This is a genomic window from Geodermatophilus obscurus DSM 43160 (assembly GCF_000025345.1).
Classification (GTDB): domain Bacteria; phylum Actinomycetota; class Actinomycetes; order Mycobacteriales; family Geodermatophilaceae; genus Geodermatophilus; species Geodermatophilus obscurus.
Genome location: NC_013757.1, coordinates 702350 through 724557 on the forward strand (window position 1 = coordinate 702350; position 22208 = coordinate 724557).

The 22208-nt window shown below is 74.9% G+C and carries 24 protein-coding genes and 1 tRNA gene; 21 read left to right on the forward strand and 4 right to left on the reverse strand.

Going from position 1 to position 22208, the window contains the following annotated elements; all coding sequences use genetic code 11:
* Positions 1-30: 30 nt before the first annotated feature.
* Positions 31-807: an ABC transporter permease gene (locus GOBS_RS03300; protein ID WP_012946878.1), complete on the reverse strand. Its 777-nt coding sequence runs from the start codon at positions 805-807 to the stop codon at positions 31-33.
* Positions 808-947: 140 nt separating this feature from the next.
* The gene (locus tag GOBS_RS25130; RefSeq protein WP_012946879.1) at positions 948-1856 is read right to left on the reverse strand and encodes a universal stress protein; all 909 of its coding nucleotides are present in this window, start codon (positions 1854-1856) and stop codon (positions 948-950) included.
* Between the two features lie 194 nt (positions 1857-2050).
* Between GOBS_RS25130 and GOBS_RS03310 the strand changes: the two genes are divergently transcribed.
* On the forward strand, positions 2051-2692 hold the full coding sequence (locus tag GOBS_RS03310; protein WP_012946880.1) for a hypothetical protein: 642 nt from the start codon (positions 2051-2053) through the stop codon (positions 2690-2692).
* Positions 2693-2846: 154 nt separating this feature from the next.
* Entirely contained in the window at positions 2847-3689 is an 843-nt protein-coding gene (locus tag GOBS_RS03315) for a 3' terminal RNA ribose 2'-O-methyltransferase Hen1 (protein ID WP_049788129.1), read from the forward strand.
* Positions 3690-4301: 612 nt separating this feature from the next.
* On the opposite strand, the gene GOBS_RS03325 is transcribed toward GOBS_RS03315, so the two are convergent.
* The gene (locus GOBS_RS03325) at positions 4302-4934 is read right to left on the reverse strand and encodes a LysE/ArgO family amino acid transporter (RefSeq protein ID WP_012946882.1); all 633 of its coding nucleotides are present in this window, start codon (positions 4932-4934) and stop codon (positions 4302-4304) included.
* Between the two features lie 71 nt (positions 4935-5005).
* Between GOBS_RS03325 and GOBS_RS03330 the strand changes: the two genes are divergently transcribed.
* The 17 genes from GOBS_RS03330 (at position 5006) to GOBS_RS03410 (ending at position 19299) form a co-directional block, all read left to right on the forward strand.
* A complete protein-coding gene (locus tag GOBS_RS03330) occupies positions 5006-5905 on the forward strand; it encodes a LysR family transcriptional regulator ArgP (protein WP_012946883.1) in 900 nt (299 codons plus the stop codon).
* Between the two features lie 206 nt (positions 5906-6111).
* Positions 6112-6184: transfer RNA gene (locus GOBS_RS03335), tRNA-Thr, on the forward strand.
* A gap of 577 nt (positions 6185-6761) precedes the next feature.
* On the forward strand, positions 6762-7214 hold the full coding sequence (locus GOBS_RS03340; RefSeq protein ID WP_012946884.1) for a helix-turn-helix domain-containing protein: 453 nt from the start codon (positions 6762-6764) through the stop codon (positions 7212-7214).
* Positions 7215-7636: 422 nt separating this feature from the next.
* Entirely contained in the window at positions 7637-8020 is a 384-nt protein-coding gene (locus tag GOBS_RS03345) for a hypothetical protein (RefSeq protein WP_012946885.1), read from the forward strand.
* Positions 8014-8925 carry a hypothetical protein gene (locus GOBS_RS03350; protein ID WP_012946886.1) on the forward strand — a complete coding sequence of 304 codons (912 nt, stop codon included), beginning with the start codon at positions 8014-8016 and terminating at the stop codon, positions 8923-8925. Before GOBS_RS03345 ends, GOBS_RS03350 begins: the two co-directional genes overlap by 7 nt.
* A complete protein-coding gene (locus tag GOBS_RS03355; RefSeq protein ID WP_012946887.1) occupies positions 8922-9611 on the forward strand; it encodes an SAF domain-containing protein in 690 nt (229 codons plus the stop codon). Before GOBS_RS03350 ends, GOBS_RS03355 begins: the two co-directional genes overlap by 4 nt.
* 13 nt (positions 9612-9624) lie before the next feature.
* Entirely contained in the window at positions 9625-10437 is an 813-nt protein-coding gene (locus tag GOBS_RS03360; RefSeq protein WP_012946888.1) for a CpaE/TadZ family protein, read from the forward strand.
* Positions 10427-11842 (forward strand): TadA family conjugal transfer-associated ATPase, encoded by a 1416-nt coding sequence (locus GOBS_RS03365; RefSeq protein WP_012946889.1) that lies wholly within the window; start codon positions 10427-10429, stop codon positions 11840-11842. Before GOBS_RS03360 ends, GOBS_RS03365 begins: the two co-directional genes overlap by 11 nt.
* Positions 11839-12741 (forward strand): type II secretion system F family protein, encoded by a 903-nt coding sequence (locus GOBS_RS03370; RefSeq protein ID WP_012946890.1) that lies wholly within the window; start codon positions 11839-11841, stop codon positions 12739-12741. The genes GOBS_RS03365 and GOBS_RS03370 overlap by 4 nt, the downstream gene beginning before the upstream one ends.
* On the forward strand, positions 12738-13649 hold the full coding sequence (locus GOBS_RS03375; RefSeq protein WP_012946891.1) for a type II secretion system F family protein: 912 nt from the start codon (positions 12738-12740) through the stop codon (positions 13647-13649). Before GOBS_RS03370 ends, GOBS_RS03375 begins: the two co-directional genes overlap by 4 nt.
* Before the next feature lie 31 nt (positions 13650-13680).
* Positions 13681-13878 (forward strand): hypothetical protein, encoded by a 198-nt coding sequence (locus GOBS_RS03380; RefSeq protein WP_012946892.1) that lies wholly within the window; start codon positions 13681-13683, stop codon positions 13876-13878.
* Positions 13879-14002: 124 nt separating this feature from the next.
* A complete protein-coding gene (locus GOBS_RS03385; RefSeq protein WP_041241306.1) occupies positions 14003-14347 on the forward strand; it encodes a TadE family protein in 345 nt (114 codons plus the stop codon).
* A gap of 26 nt (positions 14348-14373) precedes the next feature.
* Complete coding sequence (locus tag GOBS_RS03390; RefSeq protein WP_243697630.1) at positions 14374-14769, forward strand: TadE/TadG family type IV pilus assembly protein; 396 nt, start codon at positions 14374-14376, stop codon at positions 14767-14769.
* A 14-nt stretch (positions 14770-14783) separates the two neighbouring features.
* Complete coding sequence (locus GOBS_RS03395) at positions 14784-15206, forward strand: TadE/TadG family type IV pilus assembly protein (RefSeq protein ID WP_243697631.1); 423 nt, start codon at positions 14784-14786, stop codon at positions 15204-15206.
* Entirely contained in the window at positions 15203-18403 is a 3201-nt protein-coding gene (locus GOBS_RS03400) for an AfsR/SARP family transcriptional regulator (protein WP_012946896.1), read from the forward strand. The genes GOBS_RS03395 and GOBS_RS03400 overlap by 4 nt, the downstream gene beginning before the upstream one ends.
* Positions 18404-18558: 155 nt before the next feature.
* Positions 18559-19038, forward strand: coding sequence for a hypothetical protein (locus tag GOBS_RS03405; RefSeq protein ID WP_012946897.1), 480 nt, complete (start codon positions 18559-18561; stop codon positions 19036-19038).
* A 6-nt stretch (positions 19039-19044) separates the two neighbouring features.
* Positions 19045-19299 carry a helix-turn-helix domain-containing protein gene (locus GOBS_RS03410; protein WP_012946898.1) on the forward strand — a complete coding sequence of 85 codons (255 nt, stop codon included), beginning with the start codon at positions 19045-19047 and terminating at the stop codon, positions 19297-19299.
* Between the two features lie 68 nt (positions 19300-19367).
* Here the strand turns inward: GOBS_RS03410 and GOBS_RS03415 are convergent, their stop codons facing one another.
* A complete protein-coding gene (locus GOBS_RS03415) occupies positions 19368-20069 on the reverse strand; it encodes a hypothetical protein (RefSeq protein ID WP_012946899.1) in 702 nt (233 codons plus the stop codon).
* An 893-nt stretch (positions 20070-20962) separates the two neighbouring features.
* On the opposite strand from GOBS_RS03415, the gene GOBS_RS03425 reads away from it, so the two are divergent.
* Positions 20963-21826, forward strand: coding sequence for a hypothetical protein (locus GOBS_RS03425; RefSeq protein WP_208104378.1), 864 nt, complete (start codon positions 20963-20965; stop codon positions 21824-21826).
* Entirely contained in the window at positions 21823-22206 is a 384-nt protein-coding gene (locus GOBS_RS26750) for a hypothetical protein (RefSeq protein ID WP_012946901.1), read from the forward strand. The genes GOBS_RS03425 and GOBS_RS26750 overlap by 4 nt, the downstream gene beginning before the upstream one ends.
* Positions 22207-22208 lie beyond the last annotated feature (2 nt).

Genomic DNA, 22208 nt, shown 5'->3' on the forward strand with positions numbered 1-22208 from the left:
TTGCGGTCCCCTGTGAGGTCCCTGGGCGTGTCACCGGGGGACGTCGGGGAGCAGCCGGCCCCGCGCCACCAGCTCCACCACCGTCCACGCAGCGGTGACCTGCGCGGCCAGCAGCCCGATGAGCACCAGCAGCTGGGCCGCGCCGGCCTCCGTCGGGCTGCCGCCACCCAGCAGTACCCCGACGAACGCGCCGGGGAGCGTGACGAGCCCGACGGTCCGGGTCTGGTCCAGCGGGGGCACCAGCGCGGTGGAGGCGGCGGGCCGCAGCACCTCGCCGACGGCGTCGCGCTGCACCAGCCCCAGCGCGAGGGCGGCCTCGACCTCCCCGCGCCGTGCGGCCAGCTCCTCGCGCAGCCGGCGGCCGGCCAGGGACGTCGCGGTCATCGCCCCACCGACGAGGATCCCGGCGATCGGGATGACCGCCTCACCGCGCAGCGGGACCGTGCCGCTGACGAACACGAGGGCCACCACCGGGACCGCGCCGACCAGCACGGGGACCGCGGCGGTGCCCACCCGGCGGGCCGCGCCCGCGTCGCGGACCGCCAGCCCGGTGGCCCGCCCGGCCGCCGTCACCGCCGCGACGCCCACCATGACCAGCACGAACACCGCCGACAGGGCCAGCGATCGCACGACGGCGAGCAGGATCGCCGACACGACGGCCAGCTGGACCGTCGCGCGCACCGCCGCGACGACGACCGGCCGGTCCAGCCCGAGGCCGGAGAGCCGGCCGGCCGCGGCGGCGAGCGCGGTCAGCAGGACCAGCGCCACCACCAGCCGGGGGCCGAGGTCGACGACGGAGGAACCCACGGGTGACGATCTTGCCCGGCCCCCCTGGTGACGTACTGGAACGGCCCCTCTGCAGGGACCCGCCCCGTCCAGAGGCTCACCGTGAGCCTGCGAACGGTGAGGGGGACGGGGCCGTTCTACGAGGGGGGCAGGGGGGTCCGCTATCCGACGGCGATGATCTCCTCGCGCGGCTCCTTGCCGGTCACCCGGTGCACCGGCGGCACGAAGGCCATCGGCGAGGTGCAGTGCCGCAGCAGCCAGCGGTGCAGCCCGTCCATCGGCCGGTGCAGCAGCCCACCGTGGCCCGCGGTCATCGCGAGCAACGGGGTGGGGCAGGCCGCGGCCAGCACCCGGCCGCCGGTCGGCCCGGGCACCGGGGTGTGCGTCAGCCGCAGGTCCGGCCAGCGCTCGGCCCACCGCGGGGAGTCCGCGGCCCACTCGCCACCGTCGTCGGACCGGGTGTGCAGCACCAGCAGCGGCCGGCCGGTCCGCAGCGCCTCCTCGGCGGCGAAGAGGGCGACCGGTTCGTCGTCCTCGTGCTCGCCGAGGCCGATCACCGCCACGTGCGGGCGGGAGCCGGTGCCACCCGACCGGGACCGGGGGACGACGACCACCGGGCGGGGTGAGCGGGCGGCCACCCGCTGGGCGACGGAGGCGAGCACGAGCTCGTCGGCGGCGCCGGTGGTGGTGATCCCGAGGACGACGAGCTGGGCGTCCTCGGCCGCCCGCAGCAGCGCGGCCACCGGGTCACCGGGGACCACCTCGGTGGTGACGGCGACCGACGGCGCGGTGTGCCGGACGACCGTGTACGCCTGGGCCGTGGCCCCGCGGGCGCGCGGCAGCTCGGGGGGCGCGGAGCCGGCCACGCCCCGGTGCCCGTGGTGCGGGGTGGCGTGCACGATCCGCAGCGGTGCGTCGCGGCGGACGGCCTCCTCGGCGGCCCATCGGACGGCCCGCAGCCCGCACTCGCTGCCGTCGGCGCCGACCACCAGGGGTGGCGCCTGTGGGCGGTCGTCCGCCGAGCCGGGCGTGGGCTGCGTCCCGGCGGGGATGGGGGTCGTCGTGGGCACGGGCACCTCCGGATGACGGTCGTCCCCCGTGGGTTGACGTCGAGGGTCCTCGCAAGGAGCGCCGCAGGGAAGAGACCCGCGCCGCCACGGAGGGTGCAAGACTCGTGCGGCGGGGTAAGGGCGGGATCCGGGCGGCCACTCCGCCGGTGACCGCCTGCCCCCTGTGTCCGGCCCCGCTCCTGGAGGGTGCCCCCGTGTCCACCCGTGGTCCGCTTCCCCGCCTCCTGTTCTGGTCCGGTGCCGTCGTCGGCGCCGGGCTGGCCGTCGTCGGTGGCCTGGCCCTGCGACCGCCCGGCCTGGTCGCGGTGGGGCTCACCGCGGTGGTCTCCGCCTGCCTGGCAGCCGGAGTGGCCCGGGAGTCCCGGCCGGGGAATCCCGCCGTCGTCGACGCGGCCTGGAAGGCCGGCGTGGCGACCGTCGGGGTGCTGCTGGTCCTCTCCGGCACCGCCGTCCTCGGTGGGGCGGTGCTCACCCTGCTGGTCGCCGGGGCCGCCGTGGGCACCTGGACCGTCGTCTGGCTCCTCCGCAGTCGCGGTGCCGGGATCGGGGTCGCGTCCCCGACCGCCGTCGCCCCGGCGCGCCGGCCCGCGGCCCCGCTGCCGCCGGTGTCCTCGCTGTCGACCGCCGACCTCGGCCGCGAGTGGGTCCGGACGACGACGGCGCTGTCCGGTCCGCTCGACGCCGGCACCCGCGAGGCGATCGTCGTCCGGCGGGAGCAGACCCTCGACGAGCTCGAGCGACGCGACCCCGACGGCTTCGCCCGGTGGCTCTCCGGATTGCCGCTGGCCGGCAGCGACCCGAGCGGCGACCTCAAGCACGGCGACGCCGCCGCCTAGGTGTAGTGCCCAGCCCCATTGCCGACGGCCAAGCGGCTGGTCGGTGGATGTCCGGCCGTGAGCTCGCGAGCGGCGGGGGCGAGGGGGTCGTCGCTCCGTCACGAGGCCGGGCGAAAGCGGTCGACCGGGTGCTGCCGGGCGGTCACACTGCGGCGTGCTCGTCACGCTGACCACCACCCACCTGCCCGCGACCGACCTGGGCTTCCTGCTGCACAGGAACCCCGCGCGGGCCCAGCGGGTCGAGGTCTCGACGGGCACGGCGCACGTCTTCTACCCGGAGGCGACCGACCAGCGCTGCACCGTGGCGCTGCTGCTCGAGGTGGACCCGGTCGGGCTCGTGCGCACCGCCCGCGCCGGGGGGACCGAGGGCGCGGCGCTCGCGCAGTACGTCAACGACCGGCCCTACGCCGCCTTCAGCCTGCTGGCCGTGGCGCTGGGCAAGGTGTTCGCCAGCGCCCGCCGGGGCGTGAGCAGGGAGCGCCCGGAGCTGGTCGACGTCGCGCTGCCGCTGGAGGTGCACGTCCCGGCGCTGTCCTGCCGTGGCGGAGCGGAGATGGCGCACCGCTTCTTCGCCCCGCTGGGCTGGCGGGTCGAGGCGACGGCGGTACCGCTCGACGAGGCGGTCCCCGGGTGGGGCGACTCCCGGGTCGTGGACCTGCGGCTGACCGGGGAGCTGCGGCTCGCCGACGCGCTCAACCAGCTCTACGTCGCACTGCCGGTGCTCGACGACGCCAAGCACCACTGGATCGGCACCGACGAGGTCGAGAAGCTGCTGCGCGCCGGCAGCGGCTGGCTGGCCGCCCACCCGGACCGGGAGCTGATCACCCGCCGGTACCTCAAGCACCGCACCGCGCTGACCCGCCGGGCCATCGAGCGGCTCGCCGAGGTCGACGACGCCGAGGCGCTGGACGACGCCACCGCGCCGCCGGTGACCGCGGCCGGAGGACCCACGGACGCCGACGCAGCTGCCGACGCAGCTGCCGACGACGCACGGTGAACGCGGGCTCGGCGAGCAGCGCGGGCAGCAGCGCGCCGGCGCCGCAGCCGAGGTCGACCTCCAGCAGCTGCATCGGGGCCTCGGCCGCGGGTGCCACGGCGAGGCCCTCGACCGTGCCGCGCAGGTCCGCTCCGGCCTGCCGCCGGCGCAGCACCGGGTCGAGGGAGGCGACGGCATGGGCCTCACGGATGCGCAGGTCCGCGGTGGCCCGACCCAGCAGCGCGGGCGCCTGCGGGCTGAGCACGACGCCCGGCGGCGTGCCGAAGGCGAGCACGGCCACCTCCGCCCCGGCCTCCTGCTCCACGACGGCGATCCACCACCCGGCCCACTGGAAGCGCACGGGGTCGGCGATGGGCACCAGCCCCGACCCGCGCTCGGCCAGCCAGCCCCGCCAGGCGCCCAGTGCCTGCGCCAGGTCCTCGCCGGGCCGCGGCAGGTCGGTCACCGGCACCTCGGTGACCGACGCCAGGCACGCGGCGAACCCGCGGGCGAGCGCACCCGCGGCGGGTCCGGGCGGGAGCTCGACGTCGATCACAGGTCCTCCAGGGTCCCAGCCGGCAACCGCTGACTGCGGCACCGGGATCTCACACGCGTGGGCGGCTGCTGCCGACCTCAGGCTCCGCTGACGCCACGGACGACCAGGGAGACGGCGAGGGCCGCCATGACGGCGGCGATGACGCCGTCGAGCACCCGCCAGGCCGCCGGGCGGGCGAACACCGGCCGGAGCCGGCGGGCGCCGTAGCCGAGGCCGGTGAACCAGATCGTGCTGCCGAGACCGGCGCCGACGGCGAACTCCCACCGGTGCTCGCCGTACGTCGAGGCCATCGAGCCGAGCAGCACCACCGTGTCCAGGTACACGTGCGGGTTGAGCCAGGTCAGCGCCAGGCAGGTGCCGACGGTCACCGCGAGCCCGGTGCGGGCGCCGGCGGCGTCCGGCAGCAGTGCCTCGGGACACAGCGCCCGTCGCGCGGCCAGCACGCCGTAGCAGAGCAGGAACGCCGCCCCGGCGAAGCACACCACCGGGATGAGCCACGGCACCCGCGACAGGGCCGCGCCGGCACCCAGCACCCCGGCGAAGATCAGCGCGAGGTCGGAGAGGGCGCACACCGCCACCACCGCGGCCACGTGCTCGAGGCGGAGCCCCTGCCGCAAGACGAAGGCGTTCTGGGCGCCGATGGCGACGATCAGCCCGAGGCCCAGCGCGAGCCCGGACGCGACGGCGAGCAGCGCCGGAGGGGTCAACACGCCTCGACGGTAGGAAGCGGTCCGGCCGCGGTCCAGCTCAACATCCTCATGCATCATTAGCATCCCTGTTCGTGGACCTGGACCTGGCGCAGTTGCGGGCGCTGGACGCCACCGTCCGCGGCGGCACGTTGGAGGCCGCCGCCCGGGCGCTGCACGTGACCCCGTCGGCGATCAGCCAGCGGTTGCGCGCGCTGGAGGTCGCGACCGGCCGGATCCTGCTGGTGCGGACCAAGCCGGTGCAGGTCACCGAGTCCGGGCAGGCGGTGTTGCGCCTTGCCCGGCAGCTGGAGCTGCTCACCGCCGACGTCGCCCGCGAGCTCGGCGGGAACCCCTCGCCCGAGGGGGTGCCGACGCTGCCGATCGCGGTCAACGCCGACTCGATGGCCACCTGGGTGCTGCCTGCGCTGGCGCCGCTGGCCGGCGACGTCTGCTTCGACCTGTACCGCGAGGACCAGGAGTACACCAGCGCCCTGCTGCGCGCCGGCACGGTCATGGCGGCAGTGACCGCGGACGCCGAGGCGGTGCCCGGCTGCACCTCCACCCGCCTGGGCGGCATGCGCTACCGGCCGATGGCAACTCCCGCCTTCGTGCGGCGCTGGTTATCCGCCGGCCCCACCGCCGAGGCGCTCGCGCACGCCCCGGTCGTCGTCTTCGACCGCAAGGACGACCTGCAGTACCGCTACCTGCACGCGCAGGTCGGGTCCGACGTCGCCCCGCCGGTGCACCACGTGCCGGCCGCAGCGGACTTCGTGGCCGCCATCACCCTCGGCCTGGGCTGGGGCATGGTGCCCGACCTCCAGGCCCGCGGAGTGACGGCGGAGCTGGTTCCCCTCGACCCGGCCGCCGCGGTGGACGTCGTCCTGTACTGGCAGCAGTGGCGGCTGCGCTCCGCGACGCTCGACCGCGTCCGTGAGGCCGTGCTGGCAGCCGCCGGCCGCGAACTGGACCAGCCCGGCGTGTCCCGGCGCTGACCGACCTCGCGACGGCCGCTCGGCCCCGGCGCCGGGAGGAGGTCGTGTGCCGCGCCGCAGAGCCGTCGACCGTGTCCCGCAGCCGTCCCGACCCGACGTCCGCGCGCTGTGTGCGGGGCCGTCATCACCCGTAGTCCGGGCACGCGGTGACCGGTCGTCCCCTGCGTTGTCCCTATCCTGGTCCCGGGACCTTGTGCCCATGTCCCGCCGGCGTGGCGCAACTGGCAGCGCACCCGACTTGTAATCGGGCGGTTGGGGGTTCGAGTCCCCCCGTCGGCTCAAATGCCCAGCTCAGTGCCGTGCGAGCTGGTTCAGCTGGGGAACAAGCCATGAAAAACCCCTGATTTACGCAGCGGGTCTCGCCGTGGACCGCTCGGCCTACGACGTTGCCGAGGGCGGGCGGCATCGCCGGACCTCGGCGCAGGAAAGCCGTGGTGGTGACCTTGCTGAGGCCAGGGGTGAACTGCCTGTAGGCGCATCGCCGACGGGTCAGCTGCGCTGGTCGCAGCCCACAGCCGTGCCCGGGCGCGGCGGTGGATCAGGCTGCACGAGGTCGCCGAGTCCCTCACCGACACCGGCATCCTGGCCACCGGACATTGACGCGGAACATCACCGCTGCGCCGCCGATGAGCCGGCAGGAGCGTCAGGACGGGGGCCCTGGCACACCGTCCTCCTGTTCACCTCCGGTATCCGCGCCCACCGCCCTCACGGCTCACGTACGGCCTTCGGCTTGGTCATGTGGCCACCGAGTGCAAAGCCGAGTCGCGCTGGGCGCAAAGCGTCATGGCTGTGGTGGGCGCTAGGGTCCAGCGCCACGGGCGGGTGTCCACCGAACGGGTGACATGGGGGAGCTGCCATGGCGCGGCCGCTGCTTCGAGGAGACCGTCTGCGGGCTGCCCGTGAGGCCGTGGGGCTGACTCGAGAGGAGCTGGCAACGCGGCTGGACCTGTCCAGTCCGGCGCGCATCCGGGTGTGGGAGCTGGGCCTCGAGCGTCCACGCCCTCGCTTCATCCCCCGGCTGGCGGCCGCGCTGCACGTCAGCCCGTATCACCTGCTCGACGTCGATCCGGGCGACCCACCGTTGGCGGCGCTCCGTCTGGCGGCCGGCTTCGCCACGAACGAGCTGACCGCTCCCGGCCTGTCCGTCATGACCTACGTGCGGCTCGAGGACGGCCGTCCCGGCGTCGATCCTTCGGACCGGGTGGTCACCGCCATCGCTCAGGTCCTCGGTGTGGACGTCCCTCGCGTGGAGGCCGCGGTGCGTCGGTCCCGGAGCGACAACGCGGCCCTGGCGTCCTCCGGAGGCTGACCAGGAGGTCTACCGGAGGTCCGAACAGGAGGTTCACCGGAGAAGAGGCTTGTCCCCATGGGCACTGTTGGGGGTATTTTCCCTCCACTCTTTGCCTGGGAGGTGCCGGTGGCCAACGTGGCGACCCTGTCCACGGTGTCGTTCCTGGTGCCCGCGTGCGCTCAGCGATGCCCAGTTGGACAACGACGGAGCCCCGGTCAGCGGCGGCCACTCGACATGGTGTGTCGGGGATGACGGCCTCCCGGCGGGTGGGCGTGGCATTGGGACTCGGCTCCCTGCTTCTCGCTGCCTGCGGTGGGAACGAGGACCCTCCCAGTGCAGCAGCGCCCGGTACGGCGACGTCATCGGCACCGACCGAGTCCCCGACGCCCGAGGACCTGGCGGGCGAGGCGGCGACGGCGGCGCTCCAGGAGATGCTCCGCGTGACGGACAGCGCGCGTCAGGAGCCGGCCGCAGGCAACTGGGAGACGGAGATCCGCCGCCACGCCGCCGACCCTGCCGCGTTCCTAGCCGTTCAGTCGGTCCGCGACTTCGCGACCATCGGGCTCCGGCAGGACGGCGAGACCCGGGTCGAGACGGAGGTTGCCAACGTCCAGCTGGCTGCGGCAGGAGGGCCGTCGGTACGCATCACCGGCTGCTACGACAGCAGCAGTACACAGGTGATCGACGTCGATACCGGTGAGGTCGTCCCGCCCGGCACCCCGCCGCGCTATGTCTGGGACGTCACCGTGATCCGTTACGAGTCCGAGCCGAACGCGCCGTGGCTGGTCACGACTCTGAACCCCCTCACGGATCAGCCGTGTTGATCCGCCGGGCCGGGCTGGCCGTCGGTGTCACGCTGCTGGCCGTGCTCGGCTCCCCGGCCGTCGCTGCCAGTGCGCCACCGGTCGAGTGTGCGAGGAAGGATCCGCTGACCGGCGTCTGCCTGATCGTCGCTGCGACCACCGGTTCGGACGACGGGGTCGGCGCCGACGGTGACGTCGTACCGGTGAGCACCGGGTCGGGCGGCACCGCTGAGACAGCGCCGCCCGACCCGTGCACCTACGGGCCCGCGACTCCGCAACCGCCTGAGTCCCACCCCGTTTGGCAAGGCCGCACCGCAGCAGACGGCAGCGTCTATCTGCAGGTGTGCCCCCGTCCTGACGGCTACGGGTCCGGCTACCGGACCGACCTGGTGTTCGTCGCGAGCGGCACCGATCCTCCCGCTGGCCCGGCCATCGACCCGCGGGTGCTCGCCGAGCAGGCGATCTCCGCGATGGAGCTCAGCGCTCCACAGATCCGCATGGCGCCGCCCCCCGGGTCGACCAGCGGACTGGTCGGCCTGCCGGTGTGGATGTGGACGGAGCGCACTGGCGCCACCGTGGGCCCGGTCGAGCAGTCGGCATCGGCCGGTGGCCTGACCGTGACGGCGGTGGGGCGGCTGAGCCGCATCGTCTGGGACATGGGGGACGGCACCACGGTGTCCTGTGGCGCCGGGACCCCCTACCCGCCTGGGGCGGAGGGGGAGTCCCCGGACTGCGGCCATGTCTACGCACAGGCATCGAGCAGGCACGTGCCGGGCGGTGCATGGCCGGTCACGGCGACGAGCACGTGGACGATCACCTGGTCCGGTGGCGGCCTGTCGGGCACCGAGACCCTCGAGCTGTCGGCGACGGCCGATCTGGTCGTCGGCGAGCTGCACGTCCTCAACCAGGACGGCGGCAGTCGGTGACCCGCACTCAGCCCCCGAGGACCAGCCCGCCGGATCGCGCAGCGGCGGTCAACGGGTCGTCGCGGGCGCCGGCGCTGCCGCCACCGCGCCGCCGCCGTCGTCCGGCCCTGCTGGCCCTGGCGCTGACCATGGTGGTGCTCGGTGCCCTGGGTGCCGCCTACCTGGCCACGTCGCTGGGGGCGACGTCCTCGATCATCGCGGTCGCGCGCGAGGTGCCCTGGGGGCAGCAGCTCACCGCGGCCGACCTGGTAGAGGCGCGGGTGTCCGCCGACCCGGTGCTGACGCCCATCCCGTATGCCCAGCGTGACCAGGTGATCGGCATGGTCGCCGCCACCACCCTCACGCCGGGATCGCTGCTCACCCGCGAGGCCCTAATCGAGCAGCCACTCCCGCCTGCGGGTCAGCAACTGGTCGGTGTCGGAGTCTCGGCAGTGCAACTGCCCACGACGCCACTGCGGCCCGGGGACGACGTCCTGCTCGTCCCGGTCGCCGGCAGCGGGGGAGCGCAGTCGCCGACCGCGCCGGTGGCGCCGCGCACGGTGCCGGCCACGGTGGTGCGGTCCGGGTCGCCGGGCACCGACGGCCTGCGCGTGGTCGACGTGCTCGTTGACGCCGCCGACGGGCCGGACGTCGCGGCCCGCGCGGCCGCGGGCCTGGTCGCCATCGTCGTCGTGGCCGGCGAGTGAACGGGCGGCTGCCGTGTTGATCGCGCTGTGCTCGGCCAAGGGCGCGCCCGGGGTGACCACCAGCGCGCTGGCGCTGGGGCTGTCCTGGCCGCGGCCGGTAGTGGTGGCCGAGCTCGACCCGGCCGGCGGCGACGTGCTGGCCGGCTACGGGCGGGCGGAGACAGCGGGCGGCGGGCTGGCTGAGCTCGCGCTGGCGGCGCGGCGCGGCGGACCAGCCGGGCACCTGGACGAGCACCTCCTGCGGCTGGACACGTCGGGGCGCGCGCGGCTGCTGCCGGGCCTCGGTGATCCCGCCGTCGCCCGCCACATCGACTGGGAGCGGCTGGCCGCCGCCCTGGCGTCGGTGGAGGACGGCGCCGTCGACGTGCTGGCCGACTGCGGGCGGCTGCGCGCCGAGCACTTCCCGGCCGCCGTCACACAGCGGGCCGCCGCCGTGGTCGTGGTGACCGGGTCGACGCTGCGGGCCGCGCGGGCGGCGGCCCTGGCCGTCGCCGAGCTACGCCGAGAAGGGACCGGGCCGGCCCAGGGCACCGCAGCGGTGACGGCGCTCGTCGTGGCACCCGGGGAGCCCTACGGCGAGAAGGAGATCGGCCAGGCGCTGGGCGTCCCGATCGTCGGCGCGCTGCCGCGGGACGCCAAGGCGGCGGCGGTGCTCAGCGACGGCGCACCGGCCGGCCGACTGTTCGGCCAGTCGGCGCTGCCGCGGGCCGCCCGGTCCACGGCGGCTCGCTTGGCCGACCATGCTGCTGCGCAGCAGGCCCGGCTGACCCCACCGACGACGCCGGCGGTGTCGGCCACGACCGTCGGAGGCGGCCGTGGCCGCTGAGGACGCGACCGGCCGCACGGTGAGCGGCGGTCCTCGGGAACGGTTCGAGTCTCCGGCGCCGGTGGACTGGGTTCTAGTCCGCCGACTGCACGCGACGGCGGCGACGGCGCTGGCAGAGGAGCTCAAGCGTCGCCCGACCCTGAGCGCCCAAGCGCAGCAGGAGCTGGCCCGCACCCTGATCGCCGACGGCATCGACGAACTGGTGCGGCAGCGGATGCGCGCCGGACAGGAGGTGCCCTCCGCCAACGACGAGCGGGCGATCGCCGAGGCGGTGTTCGCCGCGCAGTTCGGCCTGGGCCGGCTGCAGCCCTACGTGGACGACCCGGCCGTGGAGAACATCGAGGCGCACGGGCACGACAACGTGTGGATCGGTTACGCCGACGGCCGCGACGTCCGGGTCGATCCGATCGCCGACTCCGACGAGGACTTGGTCCGCCAGCTGCAGCACATCGCCGCCCGGCTGGGCCGCGCCGAGCGGACCCTGACCACGGCCAGTCCACTGCTGACCATGCGCCTGCCCGACGGGTCGCGGCTGGCGGCGGTGATCGAGACCGTGCCCCGCCCGCAGCTGGTGATCCGGCGGCACCGGATCCGCGACGTCGACCTCGACGACCTGGTCGGCCTGCGCGCAATCGACCGGCCGCTGGCGGAGTTCCTGCGGGCGGCGGTGCGGGCGCGCAAGAACATCGTGGTCACCGGCGGGCAGGGCGCGGGCAAGACGCTGCTGCTGCGGGCGCTGGCCAACGAACTGCCGGTCAGCGAGAACCTGGCCACCATCGAGAAGCACTTCGAGCTGCTGCTGCACGAGCTGCCCGACCGGCACCCGAGGGTGGTGTCCTTCGAGGCCCGGGAGGGCACGGGCGAGCGCGGCCCGGACGGCCGCCGCCTGGGCGAGGTGACGCTGACCGAGCTGGTCGAGCAGGCGCTGGTGATGAACGTGTCCCGGGTGTGGCTGGGCGAGGTGCGCGGCGAGGAGGCCTGGCCGCTGATCGAGGTGATGGAGGCCGGTGAGGGCGGCTCGGCCTGCACGCTGCACGCCCGCTCGGCCCGGCACGCCTTCGAGCGCCTCGCGAACCTGTGCATGCGCGGCCGAGCGGCGGTGACCCCGGAGCACGCCTACCGGTCCTGTGCCTCCGCGGTCGACCTGGTCGTGCACATCGCCACCGTGGACGAACGCTGGGTCGGTGGGCGGCGGGACCGGTTCATCAGCCAGGTTGTGGAGTGCAACGGCGTCGGTGAGGGCGGGCGCCCGGCGCTCACCGAGGTCTTCGCGCCCGGACCGGACGGGCGGGCGGTGCCCGAGCACGACCCGGTGGACCTGGCCGACTACGTGCGGGTCGGCTTCGACCCCGAGTGGCTGCGCGCCGGCCAGGCGCATTGGGCCGGCGCAGGAGGGCGGCGGTGAGCGGCACCGGACTGCTCGCCGCGGTGTGCGGGGCGCTGCTGGTCGGCGGCCTGCTGCTGGCCGCCCACGCGCTCACCGCTTCGGACCCGCCTGCCCGACCGCGCCGGCGCAGGCCGCATCCCGCGGCGCCGGCCGACCCTGGCCTGGCGCGCCGGCAACGGGCGCTGCAGGTAGCTGCGGCCGGTGCGGTGGCCACGGTGTGGCTGGCCACCGGGTGGCCGGTGGGCGGTGTGCTGGTCGGGCTGGCGGTGGTCGGCGTGCCGTGGCTACTCGCACAGTTCGCCGGCGGCAACGCCGCGGTTGAGCGGTTGGAGGCGCTGCAGGAGTGGGTGCGCCGCACCTCCGACGTGCTCGCCGCCGGCGGCGGCCTAGAGCAGACGCTGATCCGCTCGGCGCACACCGCACCGGCGCCGATCCAGGCCGAGGTGGCGACGCTGGCCGCCCGGCTACAGGCCCGCTGGCCCGCGTCACGGGCGCTGCTGGCCTTCGCCGACGACCTCGACGACGCCGCCGGGGACCTGGTGGTCGCCGCGCTGCTGCTCGGCGCGGAGCTGCGCGGCCCCGGGCTCGCGCGGGTGTTGACCGAGCTGGCCGGCAGCCTCACAGAAGAGGTGACCATGCGCCGCAAGGTCGAGGCCGACCGCGCCAAGCCCCGGGCCAACGCCCGCTGGCTGCTGCTGATCACCGTGGCCGCGGCCGGGCTGGCCGCACTCAACGGCGACTATCTGACCCCCTACGGCACCGCGCTTGGGCAGATGGTGCTGGCCGCCATCGCGGCGCTGATCGTCGGCTGCCTGCTCTGGATGCGCCGACTGACCACCCCCGAGCAGTCCCCCCGGTTCTTGACCGACCGCACCGGGCGGGCCGAGCCGGAGCCGGAGGAGGTGCTGACGCGGTGAGCGGCGTGCAGGCGCTCCTGATCGGCTTCGGCGCCCTCACAGGGCTCGGGGCGTTCCTGCTGCTGCGGGCGGCCCTGGTGGTCGACCAGCCGCACCTGGCTGACGCGCTGGCCCGCCTGGACGGGCGGGCCACCGTCCCCGTCGCGCCCAGTGCGCAGACAGGGGACCAGTGGGCTCGGGCGGCCGGCCGCGCCGGGACATGGGCTGCGTCCCAGCTGCCCGCCAGCGCACTACGGGCACCGGCGCAGGCGCTGGCACTCATCGGCTGGACGCCGGAGGGCTACGCCGCCCGCAAGATCGGCTCCGCCGCGTTCGGCGCGCTGTTCGTGCCGCTGCTCACGACTGCGCTGGGCGCGGCCGGTGTCCGGCTGCCGGTCGTGGTCCCGGTGGCCGGGTCACTGGCGCTGGCCGGGGTCCTGTTCCTCGTCGTCGACGTCGTCGTGCGCGACCAGGCCGCCGAGGCGCGCGGGCAGATGCGCCGGGCGCTGTGCTCCTACCTGGACCTGGTCAGCCTCCGCCGCGACGCCAGCGAGGGCCCCACCATCGCCCTGGAGCGGGCCGCTGCGCTGGGGGACGGGTGGGTGTTCGGCCGGGTCGCCGACGCCTTGGTGGCCGCCCGGCTGGCCGGCGAGCCGCCGTGGGACGGGCTGCGCCGGCTGGCCGCCGACACCGGCGTGGGGGAGCTGGCCGACGTCGCCGACATCGCCGCGGTCGCTGCGCAGGACGGGGCGTCGATCGCCCCGACGCTGCGGGCCCGCGCCCAGTCGCTGCGGGTGCAGCTGCTGGCCGAGGAGGAGGCGGCGGCCAACACCGCCAGCGAGAAGCTCACCGCCCCCGTGGCGCTGCTGTCGATCGCCTTCCTGCTGTTGTTCCTCTATCCCGCCCTGGCCCGCCTGATGGCCAGCTGACCTGTACCCCCTGGACCGGAAGGAACCTTCGATGACGCCCCTGCTGGACACCCTGACCGCCCTCGCGGCAGCACTGCACGACCGGCTCCGCGCCCTGCGTGCCGAGCCCGAGCGCGGATCCCTGTCGGTCGAGCAGGTGATCATCACCGTGGCGTTGATCGGCATCGCCGTCGCCCTCGTGGCGGTGATCGCCAACGCGGTCACCTCCCGCTCCGGTCAGATCCAGTAGTCGTCCCGTGCCCCGCCCCGCCAACCCACGAGGCCCAACACCGCCGTCCCGGCCTCGCTCTGCCCGCGGCCAGCGGAGCCGGCGGGCGCTGCGGGGGCCGGCCGGGGAGCGCGGCGCGGCGTCGGTGGAGTTGGCGGTCACCTTCCCCGTCGTGCTGCTGCTGGTGATGACGCTCATCCAGGCGGCTCTGTGGTTCTACGCCCGCTCCGTCGCGCTCGGAGCCGCGCAGGAAGGGGCCCGCGAAGGACGGGTGCAGCCCGCCTCGACGGCGCGCGCCCAGGCGGCGGCCGAGGGTTTCCTCGACCAGACCGCCGCGGACCTGCTCTCCAGCCGGGACGTGGCCGTGACCGGATCGGCGACCACGGTTGCAGTGACCGTGACCGGCACCTCGATCAGCCTGTTCCCCGGCCTGTCGGGATGGTCGGTCACCCAGACCGCCGTCGGCCCCGTCGAACGGCCCACTCCGTGAGCGCCGAGGCGGGAGAGCGGGGATCGGTGTCGGTGGAGCTGGCATTGCTGGCCCCGGCGTTTCTGCTGTTGGCGGCCTTCGCCGTCCTCGCCGGACGCACCCAGATCGCCGAGGGGGGCGTCCAGGAGGCCGCCCGCGCCGCCGCCCGGGAGGCCTCCCTCGCCCGTGACGCCGGCACGGCCGGCGCCCTGGCCGGCGGGCAGGCCGAACGCACCCTGGCCGCCCAGGACCTGCGCTGCCAGAACGCCAGCATCGACGTCGACACCTCCGGTTTCGCAGCACCGCCCGGCCAGCCCGGTGACGTGACCGTCACCGTCACCTGCGTCGTCGGCATGGCCGATCTGCTGGCCCCCGGCCTACCTGGCACGGTCACCGTGGAAGCCGCCTTCACCAGCCCCGTCGACGCCTACCGCGAACGATGACCCCGCCTCCGCCCGTGCGATGCCAGGACCCCGAGCGCGGTGCGATCGGCGTGTTCCTCGCCGTCCTCGTCCCCGGCCTGTTGCTGATCGTCGGCCTGGCCGTCGATGGCGGCGCCAAGGTGGCGGCCACCCAGCGTGCCAACGCCATCGCCGACGAGGCCGCCCGCGCCGGCGGCCAGGCCCTCGACCTCTCCGCTGCCCTTACTGGGCAGGTGCGGGTCGACCCGGCCGCCGCGGTCGCCGCCGTGCAGAACTACCTGGAGCGCAGCGGTGTGCAGGGCGCGGTCACCGTCGTCGACGGCGACACCCTGCAGGTGAGCACGACGATCAGCGAGCCCACCACGTTCCTCGGCCTCATCGGCATCACCACCCTCACCGTCGAAGGCACCGGCACCGCCGACCTCGTCACCGACCAGAACGGGGGAGCCGCCCCATGACCGCGCCCTTGCGGACCCTCAATCCGCTGCGCCGTCTCCTCGCCCTCGCCGTGCTCCTCGCCGCAGTCGTCGGCGTTCCGGCCGGGCTGTGGCACCTCGGCGGCGCCTACCTGCCCGACGAGCTGCCCTCCTGGGCGCAGATTACCGCCACGCTGGCCGGACCGGACACCGGCACGGTCTTCCTCGGGCTCCTCGTCCTGATCGGCTGGGCCGCGTGGGCGGTCTTCGCCCTGTCGGTGACCCTCGAGCTCACCACCCAGCTGCGCGGTCTCCCGCCACTGCGGCTGCCCGGCCTGGCCGCACCCCAGCAGCTGGCCGGTCTGCTCGTGGCCGCCGTCGTCGGCGTCGGTGGCGCGCCCCTGCTCGCCGCCCCCGCCCTGGCCGGCCCACCGGCCGTCGCCGAGCAGCCGACCGAGGAGCCCCGGCCTGCGCCCGTCCCGGTGCCGGAGACCCGGCCCGCGGTGCCCGCTGCGGCCGGACCCACCTACACGGTGCAACCGCGCGACACCCTCGGCCGCATCGCCGCTCGCCACCTGGGCGACTGGACCCGGTTTGCGGAGATCCTCGAACTCAACCGCGACCGGCCCCAACCCGACGGCGGCGCGCTCACGGACCCGGGACTGCTCCGCCCCGGCTGGGTGCTCGTCCTGCCCGCCGATGCCAGCACTTCCGGGACGGCGCAGCAGGTGACCGTGCGGCCCGGCGACACCCTCGCCGACATCGCCAAGCACCATGGCCTGGACAGCTGGCGGCCGATCTTCGACCTGAACGCCGGCGAGGCCCAGCCGGGCGGTGGCCGGTTCACCGACCCCCACCTGATCCGCCCCGGGCAGCTCCTCGACCTCCCGCCCTCCGCCACGCCGTCCCCAGTGCCGACCTCGCCGAGCGGACACGAGCCCTTGGAGCCGTCGCCGTCACACGAGGACGACCCCACCGCGCCCGCAGACCTGCACCCGACGTCCCCCGCGCCACCGACGGTGCCGAGCCCATCCGGTGACTCGAGTCCTCGTTCGGCGCCGGTCGCCGAGGGCGCCGACACCGGAGAACAGCCGTCGTCCGAGCTGGCGATCGTGCTCAGCGGCAGCGGAGCCCTCCTCGCCGCTGGCCTCGGCGCCGCCTGGCTGGCCCACCGCCGGCAACGCCTGCGCCGTCGCCGCCCCGGTCGACGGCTGGTGCCTCCGTCCCGGGAGTTGTCGGCCACGCAGGCGGCCGTGACCTCCGCGGCGGCCTCCGGCCGGGCCGACTACGCCGCACTCGACCGCGCCTTGCGACAGCTGGCCGTGCTGATCTCCGAGGACCCCGACGGGCGGCTGCCCGACGTCACCGCCGCCCGGCTGGACAGCGGTCGCCTCCACCTCCGGCTGCACACCCCTGATGACCGTCCCCCGCCCGCGCCGTGGACCGCAGACGACACCGGCTCGTGGTGGTCGGTGCAGCTCGACCAGGACACCGGTGTTGTCGCGCAAGTGGCGCGGACACGCCTGGCGCCGTATCCGACCCTGGTCACCCTCGGCATCGACGGCGCAGGCCACTGGTTGCTGGACCTGGAACGCATCGGCGCCGTGTGCGTCACCGGACCGGCCGACCGCCGTGCGGACTTCGCCCGGCACTTGGCCGCCGAACTGGCCGTCAACAGCTGGTCGGACCTGCTGACCGTCACCACGGTCGGCTTCGGCGACGAACTGGTCGACCTGGCACCGCACCGGATCCACCCGGTCGGCACCGACGCCGATCCCGGGCTGCAGGCCGCCTTGCTTGAACCTGGCGAGCGCGACACCGACGACGTGCTGGACGGGCGGCTCCGGGCCGGAGCAGGTGACGGCTGGATGCCGCAGGTCATCCTCGCCCCGCACCAGCCGGATGACGACAGCAACCTGGCCCGGGCCGCCGCCCTGCGGGACCGGGAGCGGCGCGCCGCCGTTGCCGTGGTGGTCGGCGTCGAGCCGACGCAGCCCACCGACGAGTGGCTGCTCACGCTGACCGACGACGGATCGCTGCTCGTTCCGGCGCTCGGGCTGCGGCTCCCGGCACCCCGGCTGACCGCCGAACAGGCCCGTGACATCACCACGCTGATGGCCTTCGAACGCGACTCTCACGACGAACCCATCCCTGGCGCCGACGGCGGCCGCCCTTGGCAGGTCCACACCGACGCCGCCGGCGCCCTCCGCCCGCACCTGCCGGACACCGCCGAGCCGCCGACCCAGCTGCCCGCTCCGCGGCCGGCCCGACGCCGGCCCTCCACCGTCGCGGCGTCCGAGCCGGGGTTGCTCGAGCCGACCGACACGCACACCGAGACGTCGTCGTCGATCGACGATGCGACCACGGCGCCCGTGCGCTCGGCGCCGACCGACCTGAGCAGACAGATCGAGGACGACCTCACACAGCTCGACCGCGACCTCGCCGACTGGTGGTCATCCGACTGCGCCCGGCCGCGGCTGACCTTGCTCGGACCGGTCACGCTGCGCGCGCACGGCGACGAGGCGGCCGTCGCCAGGTCCGGGTACCGCCGCCGCTACGAGGAGACGGTCGCCTACCTCGCCACCCGCCCGCACGGTGCCTCCGCCGACGAGGCCGCCACGGCCCTGCAGCCGGCCGGCGGCGGCAAGAACGACCCGGTTAGCGCCCGCGCCTACGTGCACCGGATGACCGCCGGCGCCCGAGCCTGGCTCGGCACCGACCCCGGCACCGGCCACAAGCACCTCAGCTCCGGGAGGAGCGGCCGGTACACGCTGACCGGCGTGCTGGTCGACGCCGACCTGTTCCGCCAGCTGCGCGCCCGCGCCGCGGTCCGCGGCGATGGCGGGCTGCCCGACCTGCTGGCCGCCCTGCAGCTGGTCTCCGGACCGCCGTTCGCCCAGCGCCCGGTCGGCTACGAGTGGCTCGACGGCCTGGACCTCACCCTCACCGCGGCCGTCTGCGACGTCGCCCACCGAGTGGTCACCGCCGCTCTCGCCGACGACGACCTAGGCGCGGCCCGCACCGCCTCAGCCGCTGCCCTGCTCGTCGCACCCGACGACGAACAGGTCCTGCTCGACGCGATGTGGACCAGCTTCCATCAGGGCAACCACGCCGAAGCCGAGGCGCACATCGCGCGCATCGCGGCCATCCACGACGGTGAGGACGAAATGGACCTGCCGATGAGCACGGCGGAGACCGTCAACCGCGCCCGCCGGCGGTTCCTCGATGGCGCCTCATGAGGACCACCGCCTGCACCCACCCTTCCGGGGGAAGCGCTCACCCGGACGGACCCTGGCCTGGGGACGCCCGGGCTCTTCTACCGGCGAATGAGGGTGTCGTACCCATTGGCCACACTCGCGTGTGCCGGAGCCTCGGGACGGAAGGGGAGACGCCGGTGATCATCGAGCCGATCGCTGCTGACCTCGACCTGGACGAGGTGGAGGTCGCGCTGCTGCACGCTGCGGTCGGCGACTACGCCGCCGAGGCCGCGGTGCTGCTGCTGGCCAACGACGGGTATTGGCTGGCTCGGCTGCGCACCGCCGGGCTGATCACGGTGGAGGTCGAGCCGGTCGGCGGGCGACTGTGGGCGCGCATCGAGTGGGTGGAGCTCGAGGCCGGCCTGGCCGCGGGACGGCTGCCCGGGAGCCGGGAGGAGTTGGCGGTGCTGCGGGTGGCAGCGAGCCTGGCCGACGGCCGACCGGTCGACCTCGCCGACGTGGCCGTAGCGCTGGACCGCCGGACCCTCGGCCTGGTGCTCGCCGCGCTGGCGCACGCCGTCGGCAGTCATGACCACCGCGCGCCCGCCCCTGCCGGCCATGGCTCAGACACCGGTGAACGGCTGGGACCGCTGATCGCCTGGCCGACCCGCCGCTGACGATTCATGCCCTACCCGCCGCGGCCACAGCTGCGCCCGCTGCCGGCGTTCGTCGGAACCGCCTGCACCGGCACCGTGCCCAACCGGCGGTTGCAAGCGCGGCTGGAGGCATTCGTCCTCGCCGAGTACGCCGCCGGCCGCTCCCTGCGACAGATCGCCGAGCTGATCGACCGTTCTCCGACCGCGGTCCGCCGCGTACTCGACAAGCACGGTGCACCGCGGCGCGCCGTCGGCGCTCCACGGCTGGCCGACGGCCCGTGACTGCGACCGATGACCGGGGGACGGTGTCCCCGTGCCTGGGCGACCCGTCGTTGCGGCTCGCGGGGGGGCTACGGCTTGGCGGCCAGCAGCGCGGGGGCTCTGCTGTTCGTGGCCACCCAGTCGCGGATGTGTGGGTTGAGCCAGCCGAGCAGCTCGAGCAGCTCCTGGTGCAGGCCGGAGAGGTCCTGGGGCACCTTGCCGATGGTCGGGCCGTGCACGGGCTCGTGGTGCGCGACGCGGTTGCGCAGTGTGTTGAGGTGGTCCAGGCGGTCGTAGACCCGGGTCCGGCTCAGGGTGGTCGCGCCCGGATAGGCATGGCGCAGGCAGGGGCGCCACAGGCTGACCTCGTACTCCTTGCTGTGCAGCAGCCGCCAGAAGCCGAGCATGAGCTCGGCGACGACTCGCCCTTCGGTCTCGGCCTTCCTGCCCTGGGCCACCCTGGCCCGGGCGGCCCCGACGTCCTGCATGTGCCGCGGCGCGAGGACCGGATGGTGGTACCAGGGGTGCTGGTTGCCCTCGGCGGCGTTCCACCTCTGCAGCTGGTGGTGGCAGGCGTTGCGCAGGACGACCTCCAGCATGCTGAGGTCCTCGAACACCGCCCCGCTGACCGCGGTGTTCCACTGGTACAGGCGCAGGGCGCGCGGCTGGTCACCACCGCTGGCGAGGTCGTAGCCGCTGAGCCGCTCCGGGCCGATGCCGGCGCGCAGCGCGCTGGCCACGTCCGTGGTCAGGCCGGCTGCCCTGTCCTCGGGAGTCGGGCTGGGCGTCACGGCACCCATCCTGTATGATCGTCTCGAAGACCCCGGACCGACCTATGCCCCTCGCGGGGTACGTCGCCGGGGTTTTGCCATGTGGCCCGGTCCCGTATCCGACCCTCTCCACGACGTCGAACACGTGTTCGGCACGGCTGGCATGCTGGCGCAGTGGCCGGCGGGATGACTCCAGGACGCAGGAGCCTGAGCCTGGGTGAGCGAGCGGCGCTGTCGGGGATCGGTCGCGAGCGGCCTGCTGGTGCTCGGCACTGTTGGGTCAGTGGGCTACCGGATGCTCCGGGGCGGTGGCCCGGCCTGCTCGTGGAGTGGGGTCAGCGCCGGGAGGGGTGGTTCGGCCGGGTGGTTTACGCCGTCGACGACGGCGATGAGGTGGTACTGGTGGAGACGTGGGTGGCCGCCAACCATCTGCAACCCGCTACTTGGTGATGGGCAGAAGTGCTGCTCATCGAGCGGGCAGCATCCCCGCCGCACCTGCAGCGCCGGGCAGCGCTCTGCTGCCCACAGGCGCGTCCGGCTGCAGGTACCCGCCGTGCCGTGCAACGGCGCCGAGGTCCTCATCGACCCGATGTCCGCAGCAGCGCCAGCCGGCCCTTGTGAACTCCTCCGGTCGTCCTCCTGTGGACCTCCGGTAGTCCTCCCGTCGCGCACGCCGGGGCGCCTGCCACCGCATGCTGCGCTGGCCCACGGCTTACGTCGGCGAGCCACCCTCGTGGAGTCGCCGACCGGAGGATCCCCGGAGGTCGGGGCGACACGGTCGGCACATGCAGACCACAGCCCCACGCCGAGGACCGTGGCGCGGCCCGATGAGCCACGAAGCGCCGCCCTCGGCATCGATGCCGATCGCCAGTCCCGCGGACCCCCCTGCGGCACGGCCGATGACGGTCCAGGCGATGCGAGCGGCCGTCGTCGCGATCCGCGCCGGGGTCTTCGACGACAGCGGCGAGGTCGACGTCGCCCGCGCGTGCCAGGCGCCCAGCGCTGCCGTCGCCGGCGTTGCCCGCCGCCCGGGTGTTGGCGCCATTCCCTGGGCGGGAGCCGATACCGGTGGTGCTGTCGTCCTGGCCGTGGCCGGTCACGCCGGGGCCGGCGCCTCGACCGTCGCGCTGGCGGTCGCCGAGGGGCTGGCGGAGACCCGGCGGGTGCTGCTGGTCGACTACGCCGAGCCGGCCCGATCGGGCCTGGCGGTGGCCGCGGCCATCGAGCTGGGCACGGACGGCAACCGGTGGCGGCGCGGCCGTCGCGGTCGACTCGAGGTCCTGCGCCTCGCTCGAGATCCGGTCGACGGAGAGCTCCCGCCGCTCCCGGGAACCGATGACACGGACCGAGCGGTGGTGGTCGATGCGGGCTGGTCACTGACCGGCGCGCTACTCGCTCCACCCCGATCGCTCGTCCGCGGGTCGACGGTCGTCGTCACGCGGCTGACGGTGCCCGCGGTCCGGCAGACCGAGCGCGTGCTGGCCGCCATCGACGGGGACGCGGCGGTCGCCGCGGTGGGCCCAGCACGCTGGCCCCGGCCGGTGGAGGCCAGCTGCGGTCCGCGGCTTCGTGAACTGCGGTCGCGGGGGCAGGTGGTTCCGGTGCCGGTCGACCGGCGCCTGCAGCTTGCCGGGCTGACCGGGGACCCGTTGCCGAAGTCAGTGGCCGCCGCCGGCCGGTCACTGGCCGCCCTGCTGGTCCCGGCCGGGCCGCGGCAGCCCCGACAGTTGCGTGCGGCGCAGCGGTCCCGGACCGGACCGGCGGGAACGAGCCGATGACCGGCGGACGCTGGACCGCCCTGGTGCAGGTGGGAGCGACCCCGATCGTCGTGCTCGCCCTTGCCGGGTTGGTCGTGCTGGGTGCCGGGCCGGCGGCGGCGGCGCCGGCGGAGGTCACCGCGGCGGTGTGCCCGGAGGCGCCGCCGGGGATGCAGACCTTCGCCGACGACGTCACCGCCTGGGTGAAGTGGGGCGTGCTGGCGCTGATCGGCATCGGCGCGGTGATGTCGCTCGGCTCGATCCTGGTTGGGCGGATCTTCTCCCACCCGCACGCGTCGCGGTACGGGGCCATGGGCGTCGCCGTGGTGGTGATGGTCGCCATCACCTACACGGTCATCCTGGTCATCCTCGACTCGATCACCGGCAGCGGGTGCACCTGATG